Genomic DNA, 12,904 nt, shown 5'->3' on the forward strand with positions numbered 1-12,904 from the left:
CAGGCCGCCGCCAGGCCGGAGGCGGCTCGCGGCGGGCGAAGCGCGAGATCCCGCATCCGTCACATGGATGCGGGGTCCCGTATGCGGGCCGTCAGGTCACCGGTCAACACAGGGAGCCGTCGGGCCCGGTGACAGGGGACAGCGCCTGCTCGGTCCAGATCGTCTTGCCCGGAGCCGTGTAACGGGTGCCCCATGTCTGTGCCAGCTGCGAGGTGATGAACAAACCACGTCCGCCCTCGTCGACCGTGCCGGCGTGGCGCAGGTGCGGTGCGGCCGAGCCGGCGTCCCGCACTTCGCAGGTCAGGGTGCGGTCATGGATCAGGCGCAGCTCGATCGGTGGGCTTCCGTATCTGAGGGCGTTGGTGACGAGTTCGCTGACGATGAGCTGGGTGTTGAGGGTGGTCTCGTCGTCCACGTTCCACACGGCGAGCTGCTCGCGGGTACGGCGTCGTGCGACGGCCACGGCCGCGGGGTCGGGGTCGACCGGCCACGACGCGAACCGTTCGGGGGGAAAGAACCGGGTGCGCGCGACGATCACCGCGGCATCGCCGGCGCCCAGACCTGCCGGGAGTGCGTAGACCAGGGCGTCGCAGAGGTCCTGGAGCGGGCGGTCGCGATAGTCCGGCGCCGACGGCAACGGCCGTGAGGATTCGGCGAGATACGAGGTGAGGAGCGGATCACTGGTGAACACCAGGACGCTGCCGTCCGGCACCTCGACGTCGACGGCCGCGAAGGGCGCGCCCTCCGTCGTGCCCAGCCGCGGCCCGGCCGGTGTGGCGGGGATGGTGACCGTGCGGTCGGGGCGCACGACGAGGGGGGCCAGTTGGCCGGCTGCCGCCATCGTGCACATGCCGGTCAGGGGGTCGTGTACCGCGTACACACAGTCGGCGGTGAGTGCTGCGCGGCGCAGCGGATCGCCGAGCGGGAGATGCGCCCGTTCGGCGGCGAGCTGGCCCGCCGTGTAGTGCAGGCGGGAAAGGAGCTCCTCGGGGGCGAGGTCGAACGCCGACAGGGAGCGTACGGCGGTGCGCAGTTGCCCCATGGTGGCGGCCGCGTTCAGACCGCGTCCCGACACCTTGCCGACGACGAGGGCGGTGCGGGCACCGGACAGGGCGATGGTGTCGTACCAGGCGCCGGGATCGGCGCCGGTGACGGAGAGGTAGGCGGTCTCCAGCGACGCGTGGGTCTCCGGGCGGCGGGGCAGCAGTTGGCGCTGGACCGTGGCGGCGACCGTGTGCTCCCGTGTGTAGCGCCGCGCGTTGTCGATGCACAGCGCCGCGTGTGTGGCCAGCTCGACCGCGAGCTCCCGGTCATCTTCGTCGAAGGGGGGCGAGTGTCCGGTGCGGTACAGACTTACGACGCCGAGGGCCGCGTCGCGCAGCGCCAGGGGAACCACGAGGAGGGAGTGGGCCCCCGCGGAGCGGATCGCCTCCGCACCCGGGGAATCGACGGACAGCCACGGGGCGACCGGATGCAGCGGGACCACGCGCGGACGCAGGTCGGCCAGGGCCTGGGTGAAGGGGGTCCGAGCCGGCAGGCGGCGGACGTCGCCCACCGGATGCGCCTGCGGCGGCCGCGCAGGGCCGCCGCGGAACGCGGTGCGCATCATGGGCGTGCCCGTGGGCAGCGGGGCCGGCGGCGGGTCGTCGCCGCGGATCACGGCGTCCACCACCTCCACGATCGCGACATCGGCGAACGCGGGGACCACGGTCGCGACGAGTTCCTCGCCGGTCACGACCGGATCCAGGGTGCGTCCCACCCGCCGGCGCACGGCGTCGAGCACCCTTGTGCGGGCACGGGCTCGCTCCCGTTCGGTGACGTCGATCGAGGTGACCGCCACTCCGAGCACCGACTGGCGCGGGCTCTCCAGGCGCAGCGCGCTGATCTCGAATTGCCGCTCCTGCGGCGGGTCCCCCTTGAAACGCACCCGGACGATGTGCTGCAGAAGGGGGACACCGGTGTCCAGCACCTCGCGCAGGAGCGCCTCCATGCCGTCGGCTTCGACGATGCCGTAGACATCGCGGGCCGGGCGCCCTTTCAGGTCGTCCAAGCGCACGCCACGCATGGCGGGGGTGGCGGTGTTGACCCGCACCACCCGCAGATCGGTGTCCAGCAGGTGGAGCCCGATCGGTGACTGCGTAAACAGCGCCTCCAGCATCGAGGCCGCCGTCTCGTCCACTCGTCGGCCGGGATCGCTGTGCGCCACGGGGACCACCTCCGAGCTCCGTCCTGCGCATGCTCCGGCGCACGGCTGCCCCGTATCAGGGCGTGCTTCCAGCGTGCTCCGCGGTCGGCGCGACCGCACCCGGCCGAGTGTCGGGCCACGCCTACGAGGCGTGCGGGCCCCATTCTCCGGCGCTGCGTACCCGGGAACTCGCCCGTGATGGGGGAGCCCGGCGGCCCGGCCTGAAGCCGGCGGCAGACCCGGGGTGCGACACGGCGCCCGGGACGCTGTGTGCCCGGGACGACTCCGGCCGGAACGTCGACCACCACCGGGCCGCCCTACGCGGCTGCGCATGTGCGCAGGAATACTGGGATGCTGAGGGGGAGGGGCTGCCCGACGAACAGTGGTGGTGAGCGCCATGGCTGGGGTGGCGGAGAACGGTCCGGAACCGACCACGCCGCGCGCTGATCCCCACGGAGACCCGTTTCTGCCCACGCGGTTCGCCGTACCGACCCGCCCTGCGACATTCCTGCGGCGGGAGCGGCTGGCCAAGCACCTCGACCAGGCTCTTCTGACTCCGTTGACCATGGTCAACGGAGCCGCGGGTGCGGGCAAGACCCTGCTGGTCGCCGACTGGGCCGCGGGGCGGGACCGGTCCGTCGCCTGGCTGACCACCGAAGCAACGGACCAGGGATGCGGAGTGTTCTGGGCGTACCTGCTCCAGGCCCTGCGCGCCTCCGGTGTGCCGCTGCCCGCCGAGGTCGGCTTCCCCGCGGACGCAAGCCGCGTGGACCACACGCTGTTGGCGCGACTCGCCGCCGATCTGAGCGCTCGGGACCGGCCCGTGATCGTGGTGCTCGACGAATACGATCGTGTGACCGACCCGGAGATCGCGGAGCAGCTGGAGTTCGTCCTGCACCACGCAGGACGGGGCATGCGCCTGATCCTCGTCACCCGCACCGAACCGCTGCTGCCGCTGCACCGGTACCGGGCGGCCGGCGACATGACGGAAATCAGGGACGCGGAGCTGGCCTTCACTCCCGAGGAAGCGGCCGCGTTGCTGGAGCTGCACGGGCTGCGCCTTCCGGTGCACGCCGCGCGCCCGCTCGTGGAGCGCACCAGGGGATGGGCCGCCGGACTACGGCTGTGCGCCCTGGCCGCGCAGGAGAGCCCGGATCCGGAGACGTATCTGAAGGAGTTCGAGGCCGACCGAACCACGGTCGCCGACTTCCTGCTGGCGGAGGTGCTCAAGCGGCAGGCCCCCGAGACGCAGGACCTCCTGCTGCGGGTCAGCGTCCTCGAGCGCTTCTGTCCCGAGCTGGCGAACGCGCTGACGGAGCGCAGCGATGCCGAGTCCATCCTGGCCGGGCTGCACCGCGAGAACGCGTTCGTCGAGCACCTCGGGCACGCCTGGTACCGCCTCCACCCGCTGTTCGGGGAGATCCTCCATGCCCATCTGCGGGTGCGGTCTCCCGGCCTGGAGCCCGAACTCCACCGGCGGGCCGCAAAGTGGCTGCGGCGCTCCGGATCCCTCGCGGAGACGCTCGGCCACGGTGCCGCTGCGGGCGACTGGGAGTTCACCGCCGGTGCCCTCGTCGACGACCTCGCCATTGGTCAGCTCTTCACCGGCCTCCGCTCCGACGACCTGGCCGAGCTGTTCTCACGGATGGGGCCCGAGGCCAAGAGCCCCGCCACTGACCTCGTCCGCGCGGCCCGCGAGCTGTCCCGGTGCGACCTCGACCGCGGCCTGGCCCACCTGCAGCGCGCCGAGCAGAGTCTGGCGGGGGAGCAGATGCCGGCAGGGGACGACGAACCCGGCCTGGCGGCGGCCCAGTTGAGCTGTGCCCTGCTGGAGGCCCTGGCGGGCCGGCTGACCGGTTCGCCGGGAAGGGCGGAGATGGCCGCGGAGGCGGCCGAGAAACTGCACGAGGAGGTGCCCACCCACCTGATGGACGAGCATCCCGAACTCAACGCCCTCCTGCTGACCCATCTTGGCTCGACGCGGCTGTGGGCCGGGCGCTTCGAGGACGCACGTGCCGCCCTGACCACGGTGGCCGGCTGCTCCGGCGGAGCTTCGACAGCGCTCCCGCGCGAGGAGTCCCTGGGTCATCTGGCCCTGATCGACTACCTGAACGGCTGGCTCGGCAGGGCGGAGCGCAAGGCCCTGGCGGCGATGACCGAGACGGAGCGGTTCAGCCTGCCACAGGCCTCCGGCTCCGGCATCGAGCGGCTGGTCCTGGCCGCCGTCGCCGTCGAGCGCAACGAACTGGGTCAGGCCCGGGCCCACCTCGACGCGGCGGCCGACTCCCCCTGCGCTATGCGGGACCCGGTGATGGAAGCAGGGCGGGCCATCGCCACCGCGCGGCTGCTGCTGGCCCGCGGCAACACGCAAGCCGCGCTCGCGGCGGCGGAACCGGCCGTCGCTGCCGATGTGGTCTCGCCCTGGGCGGAGGGGCACAAGGCGCTGGTGGCCTCCGCCGCACATCTGGCCGAAGGCCGGCCGGAGACGGCCGCCAAGCTGTTGCAGGCGGTGCCCGACGACCAGGTGGCGTGTGCCGTGGAGGCCGCGCGGGCCCAGCTCGCCGCTGGGAAGCCCGTCGCGGCGATCGACCTGCTCGACAGATTGCACCCCGAGGGCCGCATCGGCCCCGCGGTGACTGTCCGAGCCTCCCTGGTGCGGGCGCAGGCCGCGGACCAGGCGGGGGACTGCGCCACCTCGCGCAGGCTCGTTGCCCAGGCTCTCCACGAGGCACGGCGCGAGCGGCTGCGGCGCCCCTTCCTCGAAGCCGGACCGTGGATCCGGCCTCTGCTGGGCATGGTGCAACTGCGAGGGCTGGCCGCGGGCTGGCTCACACCCGGTCTGTCGCCGCACGGCGAACCGCCTCGGCCCGAAAACCAGCCGCCGCCGCCGGTCGTGGAGGAGCTGAGCGGACGCGAGCGCGATGTGCTGCAACGGCTGGCCCAGATGATGTCGACGGAAGAGATCGCCGCCGATCTGTATCTGTCGGTGAACACGGTCAAGACCCACCTCAAGAGCGTCTACCGGAAGCTGGCGGTGAACCGGCGCCACGACGCGGTGCGCCGCGCGCGCGAGCTGCGGCTGCTGTGACCACGGCCGTGAAGGAGCGTGCCCGATGGCGCACAGCCGCGGCCCCGGGCGGCCGGGCAGGGGCCTTCGCGGCTCGTCCGGCTCGCCCGTGGTGGGTGAGGCGCAGGGTGAGTTGGTCGGATGCGATGGGGGTGGCGGCAGGGCATGTGCCGGTCGCTGCCCGGCCGGCTCCGCCGGCGTTCCGGGCCGACTCGGCGAGGTGGACGCCGTGACACGCTCCCGAGCGCGCACCGTCGAGCGCCGTGCCCATGCCGACTACACCGGTGGCGTCTACGGATCCATGCTCGCCGCCTCGGTGGTCATCGGCGCCGGCACCCTGGGCTCGTTCCCGCGCCTGGAGCTGGTGCTGCTGCTGTTGCTCACCGGCGTGGTGTTCTGGATCGCGCATGTGCACGCCCAGCTGTTCGGTGCGCGCCTGGCACAGCAGAGCCTGGATCGCCGGATCGTGCTGCATGTGTGCCGCGACGAGTGGCCGATCGTGAAGGCCGCCGTCCCGCCGGCCGCCGCCGTGGCCATCAGCCCTTTGCTGGGCCTCGACGTGCAGGGTGCCTTGTGGCTGGCGCTCGCCGTTGCCGTGGCCGGGCAGGTGGGCTGGTCGGCGGCCGCGGCACGGCGTGCCGGCGCCTCCTGGCGCCTGGCGACGGCCACCGCCTCGGTGAACCTGTTGCTCGGTCTGCTGATCATCTCGTTCAAGATCTTCCTGACGCATTGACGCATTGACGCAGGCCGCATTGACGCAGGCCGATCGTGTGCCGGGCGGCGGATCACCTCTACGGGGTGAGGCCGGACAGCACGCCGAAGCGGACGATCGCACGGGAAGGGCGCAGTCCGCCTGTCCCAGGCCGCCCGCGGGAGAGCAACTCATGCGCTACGAGATCCGCGTCGACGGACACATGTCGGAGACGTTGACCAAAGCCTTCCCGGAGCTGGACCACGTGGTGATGTCCGGTCAGACCGTCCTGTTCGGCTGCGTCGTCGACGAGGCGCACCTGTACGGGCTGCTGGCCCGCTGCCAGTCGCTGGGACTAAGGGTCCTGGAGATGCGCCAACTGCCGGAGTGAGGCGTCCGTACGACGAGCGATGCCACGAGCGTCGCTTCGCGCACGGATCACCCGTCGGGGGTGATCCGGCGGCCGACGGCCGGTGGGACGCTGGCCCGGTGAGATCCCCGCACCGCCCCGTCGGCGGTCCGGGAGCGACCCGCTCGATCGCGCGAGGAGGAGTCATGACCGTGCCGCGTGGTCCAGCACCGCGTACCGGACCGGAGCACATTCCCGACGGGGCTGCCCCCGGACCGGTGGGCGACCCCGCGGAAGTGCTCGCGGAACTGGGGCGCTCATGGAAGTGGATGCTGGGGTCGGCGGTCGCCACGCTCGTGCCGGGCGTTTTGGTACTGGTCTGGCCGGAGGAGACCCTGCACGTTTTGGCGGTCCTCGTCGGCCTGTACCTGCTCGTGACCGGGGCGTTCCGGTTCGTTGCGACGTTTGCCCGGGAAGAGCACGGCGAACGGCTGCCCGGGCTGCTCCTCGCAGTGCTGTGCATCCTGGCCGGGGTGCTGTGTCTGAGAAACCCGCTGCAGACCATCGCCGCGCTCTCGCTGATCGTCGGGATCGTCTGGCTGGTGTCCGGCATCCTCACCCTCTACACCGCCATCGCCGCCAAGGACCTGCCCCACCGCGGCTTTGTCCTCGGCGCCGCGGTGATCGGCATCGTCGCGGGGATCGTGGTGCTGGCCCTGCCCACCGAGTCGGCCCGCGCGCTGACCCGGCTGATGGGTCTGTGGCTCGTCCTGCTCGGCCTTGCCGAGGTGGCGGTCGCCTTCGCATGGCGAGCCGCACTCCGCAGGTCACGCACCGCGGGGCCGCGCGGCCCCGCCGGGACCGTCTGAGCACCCGGCTGGACGCGACGGAACGTTCCTGGGCGCCCCCGGGAAGGGGACCCAGGATCGTCGTGGCGCCGGGACACGTCCCTCCGCACGCGCGTGTGAGCCCGCCGGGGCACCCCACCATTTCGGTCGTTGTCAGGTCAGCAGCAGCCGCCGGCGGCGACAGGCCCGGCCGCACCGACCTCGTTCGCGGCCGGGTCGGAGCAGCAGGTGCTGCCTTCCTGCCTGGTCAGGGTGTCGGCGTCGGCCTTGACGACGTACACCTCCCAGGGTTCCTGGCCGGGGCCGTGGACCCAGACCTTGTCCTGGAGGGCGTAGCAGCAGGTGGTGTCGTTCTCCTCGGCGGTCGCCAGGCCCGCCTCGCTGAGACGGGTGCTGGCGGCGTGGACGGCGTCGGCGGTTTCCACTTCGACGCCGAGGTGGTCCATGCGGGTGTCCTCTCCCGCGTTGCCTTCGATGAGGACGAGCTTGAGCGGGGGCTCTGTGATGGCGAAGTTGGCGTAGCCGTCGCGGAGTTTGGCCGGCTCGGTGCCGAAGAGCTTGGTGTAGAAGGCGATCGACGCGGCGAGATCGGGGACGCGGAGGGCGAGCTGTACGCGGGACATGACGAACCTCCTGAGTATGGGTTGAGGCTTTCAGCAGCCGCCGGAGGCGGCCGGGGCTCCGACGCCGATCCGGAGGGTGGTGGGGGCGGCGCAGCAGCCGCCTCCGGCCTCGGACTTGGTGGCGTCGGGCTCGTCGAAGAGGCCCGCGCCGCCGCAGACTCCGGTCTCGGGCAGGGTCAACTCGACGCGTTCGGCGGCTTCCTGGTCTCCGGCAAGGGCGGCGGCGACGGAACGGACCTGCTCGTATCCGGTCATGGCGAGGAAGGTCGGGGCGCGGCCGTAGCTCTTCATGCCGACCAGGTAGACGTCCTTCTCCGGGTGGGAGAGCTCGCCCGCGCCGTGCGGGTAGACGGTGCCGCAGGAGTGGACGTTGGGGTCGATCAGCGGAGAGAGCTCGGCAGGGGCCTGGAGGCGCTCGTCGAGGCTCAGGCGCAGCTCGGCCACGAACGACAGGTCCGGGCGCAAGCCGGTCAGGACGATGACCTCGTCGACCGGGTCCAGGCGTCGGCCGTCCTCGGCGGCGAGGACCACCTGCTCGCCGGCCTTCTCGACGACGCTGGTGCGGAAACCGGTGACGGCGTCGGCGTAGCCCTCGTCCACGGCGGCCTTGGCGGCGAGGCCGAGCGCGCCGCGGGCAGGCAGCTGGTCGGCCTCGCCGCCGCCGAAGGTGGAGCCGCCGATACCGCGTCGCAGGATCCAGACCGCGTGCGTGCCGGGGGCTTCCTTGGCCAGTTCGGCGAGGTAGGCAAGGGCGGTGAAGGCGGAGGCGCCGGAGCCGATGACAGCGGTGCGCCTGCCCGCATAACGGGCGCGTACGGCCGAGTCCTTGAGGTCGGGCACACGGTAGGAGATGCGGTCGGCGGCTGCCCGCTCGCCGAGAGCAGGGAGACCGTCACCACCGATCGGGCTCGGGGCTGACCAGGTGCCGGAAGCATCGATCACGGCGCGGGCGGTGATCCGCTCCTCGCTGCCATCGGCGTTCAGCACGTGGATCGTGAACGGCTGCTGCTCGCGGTCGGCGTCGACAACGCGGTCACGGCCCAGGCGCGAGACGCCGGTGACACGGGAGCCGAAGCGCACCTTGTCGTCGAGAACCTCGGCCAGCGGCTGCAGGTACTTCTCCGCCCAGTCACCCCCGGTGGGGTAGGTCGCGCCGTCGGGCGCGGTCCAGCCGGTCGGGGCCAGGAGCTTCTCGGCGGCGGGGTCCACGAGCTCGGCCCAGGTGGAGAAGAGGCGTACGTGGCTCCATTCGCGAACGGCACTGCCCGCCCTGTCTCCCGCCTCCAGGACCAGGGGCTCAAGGCCACGCTCGACGAGGTGGGCGGCAGCGGCCAGGCCGATCGGACCGGCTCCGATCACCACGGTGGGCAGGGCGGCGGTGGGCACCTCGGTACTCGGCGCAGTCATGATGACTCCCCATTCTGTTTCGACATCTGTCGATGGCTTGCGCTGTCAGGATGGCACCTGTTTCGATGAGCGTCAACATAGACATTCATCAAATCGGGGGGGGGTGACCGGTCATGGTCAGGGGCAGCACCTGGGCGCTTGGTTCGATGTGTGTCAACATAGACGTATGTCGAATGTGAAGGCCTTGCCGCTGCTGGAGCCGGAGCCGGTCGTCGAGCCCTGCTGCCCGCCGCTGACCGAGCGCCCGCTCACGGCCGAAGAAGCGGTCCGGACCGCCGCCATGTTCAAGGCCCTCGGCGACCCGGTCCGGCTGCGGTTGTTCTCGTCGGTCGCCTCGCACGAGGGCGGCGAGGCATGCGTCTGCGACATCTCCGACGTCGGCGTCTCGCAGCCGACCGTCTCCCATCACCTGAAGAAGCTCAAGGAGGCGGGCCTGCTCACCTCCGAGCGGCGCGGCACCTGGGTGTACTACCGCGTCGAGCCGTCCGTACTGGCCGCGATGGGCCACATCCTCGGCCGGTACGCCGCCTGACGCCCGCCGCCGCCGTGTGCTTCACCCCGGGGACCGAAGTCATCGGGGCATGACGAGCCCAATCAGTCCGGCTCCTCGGCCTGGGAAAGCGGCAGCCACCGGTCGAGGTACCTGAGAAGACCGGTCAGGTCCGTGCCTCCGGCTCGGTAGGCGATGTAGCAATCGGGCCGGACCAGGCAGTGCGCGATCCCCCGCCAGGGCCCGCTCGTACCCAGTCGGTGGACGTGGATCAGGTGATTGCGGCCGTGGGTCGCGGCCGCGACCCGGCCGGTGTCCCAGACCTCGCGGGGGCCGGCGAGGAGCAGGTGGTATCCGGGTGCGGCAGTCATCGCATGCAGGTTGCCAGGGGTGTCGGGGAGCCGGTCACCCGCCCGCGGGCCACGCCGGGGCGCATGCGGGCCCTCGGCCGTGGCGGGGCTGCGCTCGTAGTGGATGGCCAGTTGGGAGAGCGTACGGAAGGCGGCGGCACGCAGGGCGGGAAGACGCAGAACCAGTGGTGCGAGGCGGGGCGCGCCTCGAGTACGAGCCAGCCGGAGCAGTGGGTTGCGGCTGGTGGCGATGGTGAACGCGCGGTCGGTGAAGCGCAGCACGTTGCGGCCGACCGGGGCGCGCTCGCTCTCGTACGTGTCCAACAGGGCGCCAGGTGCGGCGTCCTGGCAGACAAGGGCGAGTTTCCAGCCGAGATTGAGCGCGTCCTGGATGCCGGTGTTCATGCCCTGGGCCCCTGCTGGACTGTGGATGTGGGCGGCGTCGCCGGCCAGGAAGATCCGGCCGGCCCGGTAGTTCTTCGCGCCGCGGTTGTGGAGCCGGAAGTCGGTCATCCACACGGGGTTCTGCAGATGCAGCCGGTCGCCGACGTAGCGGTCGACGATCGCCTGCAACTGCCTTACGTCCAGCGGGCTCTCGGTGTCCGGGGTTCCTGGCGGTCGCATGGCGAGCATCCGCCAGCTCGCCGGTGAGCCGAGCGGGAAGAAGAACAGCATTCCGGCTTCGGTCATGTACGCGTGCGCGGCTCCCTTCTCCAGTCCGTCGACCTCCAGGTCCGCGAGCAGGAACGTCTGCGGGTAGGCGTAGCCTTCGAAGCCGATTTCGGCCTGGTCCCGCACCGTGCTGTGCGCCCCGTCGCAGCCGACGACATAGCGGGCGCTCACGCTCTCCTCCGTGCCGTCGCGATGTCTCAACCGGCAGGCCACCAAGGCGTCTTCTGCCGTGAGCTCCGCCAGCTCGGTTCCTCGCTCGACCGTCGTACCCGCCTCGGCGAGATGACTGCCGAGCACGCTCTCCGTCTCGGCCTGGGACAGGAACAGCAGGAAGGGATACGGGGTGTCGGCGACGCCGATGTCGAACAGCGGCAGCCGCACGGTACGACCTGGAAAGTGCATCCGCAGCTGTACGGCCGGGTTCCCGCGCGCGACCAGTTCGTCCGTCACGCCGTACGGGGCCAGGGCTTCCAGGGTCCGGGGCTGGATGGCCAGCGCGCGTGATTCCCGGGCCCTGTCGAGGTGCCGGTCGATGATCCGGAACCGCGCGCCGTACGCACGCAACTGCGCCGCGAGAGCCAGCCCGGTCGGACCGGCCCCCACGACCAGGACATCAAGCGACTCGCTCGCAGCCATGGCAGCAGTGTGCAGCCGAACTGTGCGCCGTGCCCGCCAACAGTGAAATACCTGACGCATGCCCCGGGCAGGGTGCTGACGCTCGCGGGGCCCACGGCAGCCGTCCCACCGGAGGGCGAAAACGATCCGAATACGCCTGTCGTCGACATCAGGATGACTGCGGTCGCTGTAGTCCCTGGAGGAGCGTTCGACCAATCGGCGGGGGTCGTAGCGCGGGTCGCTGTCACGTCCGATGCAGAGGTTGCCGATGCCGCGCATCAGTTCGTAGGCGTGCGTACCGGGCCTGATTTCGCCGGCGTCGACTGCGGCGTCGAGCAACTGTGCGCAGACGGGCACCAAGCGGTCGAGGAAGTAGGCGTGCAGCGCGTCGAAGCCACTGCTGTCCCATTGCAGTGCGTTGGCGAGTCCGTGCTTGGTGACCAGGAAATCAACGAAGAGGTCGACCCACTGACGGAGTGCTGCGAGCGGAGAGTCGGCGCCGGCCAGCAGGCTCGGGCCGGCCGGGCCGTCCCAGCGATAGCGCGGACTTCCGTCACGGGCCGCGTCCAGGGCGGGACGGCCGACGCCGATGAGGGTTGCGGAGGCGGGGCCCCACAGCTCGCGCAGGATCTGCGGACGCGCGCCGTCGGTCGCCTGATCCGCCACTGTGTCGTCGGCCTCGGCCATCAGAACGGTCGGGGCTCCGGGAAGTGCGAGCGCCGTGCTGTTGGCGCTCAGACCTCCTCAGCCGAAGCGGCCTGTGATGTAGTCCTCGGTCCGCTTGTCGGCCGGGTTCTCGAAAATCTTCTCCGTCGTCTCGTACTCGACGAGTCGGCCGTGCCGAACCCCCTCCTCGTCGACGTCCGACGTGAAGAAGGCGGTGTAGTCGGAGATACGGGCGGCCTGCTGCATGTTGTGCGTGACGATGACGATCGTGAACTCCGAAGCCAGTCCCGCCATCAGGTCCTCGATCTTGGCGGTGGCGATCGGGTCGAGCGCGGAGCACGGCTCGTCCATCAAGATCACCTCCGGCTTCACCGCGATGGCACGGGCGATGCACAGCCGCTGCTGCTGACCGCCGGACAGCGCCAGCGCGTTCGCCTTCAGCTTGTCCTTGACCTCGTCCCACAACGCCGCCCCGGTCAGCGCCTCCTCGACGAGCTCGTCGAGGTTCCCCTTCATCCCGTTCACCCGCGGCCCGTACGCGACGTTGTCGTAGACCGACTTCGGGAAGGGATTCGGCTTCTGGAAGACCATGCCGATCCGGCGCCGGACCTCGATCGGGTCGACCTCGGCGTCGTACAGATCCTCGCCGTGGTACGCGACCTTGCCCACCACCCTGGCCCCGGGGATCAGGTCGTTCATCCGGTTCAGGCAGCGGATCACGGTCGACTTGCCGCAGCCGGACGGGCCGATCATCGCGGTGATCTGGCGGCGGCCGATGGTCAGCGTGACATCACGTACAGCCTGGTGGTCGCCGTACCAGACGTCCAGGTCGGAGATGTGGAAGACCGGGTCGTCCAGCGAGGGATCGGGTCGGCCGTTGCGCCCGCCGCCGAGCGCGATGGAGAAGCCGTGGCCCTGAGGGGAGCTGTCCTTTGTCATGG

Annotated in this window: 10 protein-coding genes; 5 read left to right on the forward strand and 5 right to left on the reverse strand. The window is 71.2% G+C overall.

Annotation, left to right across the window (positions count from 1 at the left end):
• Positions 1-103: 103 nt before the first annotated feature.
• Positions 104-2,206: a SpoIIE family protein phosphatase gene (locus OG729_RS35005; RefSeq protein ID WP_405809956.1), complete on the reverse strand. Its 2,103-nt coding sequence runs from the start codon at positions 2,204-2,206 to the stop codon at positions 104-106.
• A 376-nt stretch (positions 2,207-2,582) separates the two neighbouring features.
• On the opposite strand from OG729_RS35005, the gene OG729_RS35010 reads away from it, so the two are divergent.
• From OG729_RS35010 to OG729_RS35025, 4 genes are all read left to right on the forward strand, one after another.
• The gene (locus OG729_RS35010; protein WP_405809958.1) at positions 2,583-5,273 is read left to right on the forward strand and encodes a LuxR C-terminal-related transcriptional regulator; all 2,691 of its coding nucleotides are present in this window, start codon (positions 2,583-2,585) and stop codon (positions 5,271-5,273) included.
• A gap of 208 nt (positions 5,274-5,481) precedes the next feature.
• The gene (locus tag OG729_RS35015) at positions 5,482-5,985 is read left to right on the forward strand and encodes a hypothetical protein (RefSeq protein WP_360875555.1); all 504 of its coding nucleotides are present in this window, start codon (positions 5,482-5,484) and stop codon (positions 5,983-5,985) included.
• A gap of 151 nt (positions 5,986-6,136) precedes the next feature.
• Positions 6,137-6,334 carry a hypothetical protein gene (locus OG729_RS35020; protein ID WP_405809959.1) on the forward strand — a complete coding sequence of 66 codons (198 nt, stop codon included), beginning with the start codon at positions 6,137-6,139 and terminating at the stop codon, positions 6,332-6,334.
• Positions 6,335-6,498: 164 nt separating this feature from the next.
• Positions 6,499-7,161: an HdeD family acid-resistance protein gene (locus OG729_RS35025; RefSeq protein ID WP_405809961.1), complete on the forward strand. Its 663-nt coding sequence runs from the start codon at positions 6,499-6,501 to the stop codon at positions 7,159-7,161.
• Positions 7,162-7,298: 137 nt separating this feature from the next.
• Here the strand turns inward: OG729_RS35025 and OG729_RS35030 are convergent, their stop codons facing one another.
• Positions 7,299-7,763, reverse strand: a complete 465-nt coding sequence (locus OG729_RS35030) for an ArsI/CadI family heavy metal resistance metalloenzyme (protein ID WP_405809963.1) — start codon at positions 7,761-7,763, stop codon at positions 7,299-7,301.
• Positions 7,764-7,793: 30 nt separating this feature from the next.
• A complete protein-coding gene (locus tag OG729_RS35035) occupies positions 7,794-9,170 on the reverse strand; it encodes an NAD(P)-binding domain-containing protein (protein WP_405809965.1) in 1,377 nt (458 codons plus the stop codon).
• 166 nt (positions 9,171-9,336) lie between these two features.
• On the opposite strand from OG729_RS35035, the gene OG729_RS35040 reads away from it, so the two are divergent.
• Entirely contained in the window at positions 9,337-9,702 is a 366-nt protein-coding gene (locus OG729_RS35040) for a metalloregulator ArsR/SmtB family transcription factor (RefSeq protein WP_360875545.1), read from the forward strand.
• Positions 9,703-9,764: 62 nt separating this feature from the next.
• Here the strand turns inward: OG729_RS35040 and OG729_RS35045 are convergent, their stop codons facing one another.
• Both OG729_RS35045 and pstB read right to left on the reverse strand, forming a co-directional pair.
• A complete protein-coding gene (locus OG729_RS35045; protein ID WP_405809967.1) occupies positions 9,765-11,984 on the reverse strand; it encodes an FAD-dependent monooxygenase in 2,220 nt (739 codons plus the stop codon).
• A gap of 57 nt (positions 11,985-12,041) precedes the next feature.
• Positions 12,042-12,902 (reverse strand): phosphate ABC transporter ATP-binding protein PstB, encoded by an 861-nt coding sequence (gene pstB, locus OG729_RS35050; RefSeq protein WP_405811387.1) that lies wholly within the window; start codon positions 12,900-12,902, stop codon positions 12,042-12,044.
• Positions 12,903-12,904 lie beyond the last annotated feature (2 nt).

It is taken from the genome of Streptomyces sp. NBC_00210 (assembly GCF_045160975.1).
GTDB lineage: Bacteria > Actinomycetota > Actinomycetes > Streptomycetales > Streptomycetaceae > Streptomyces.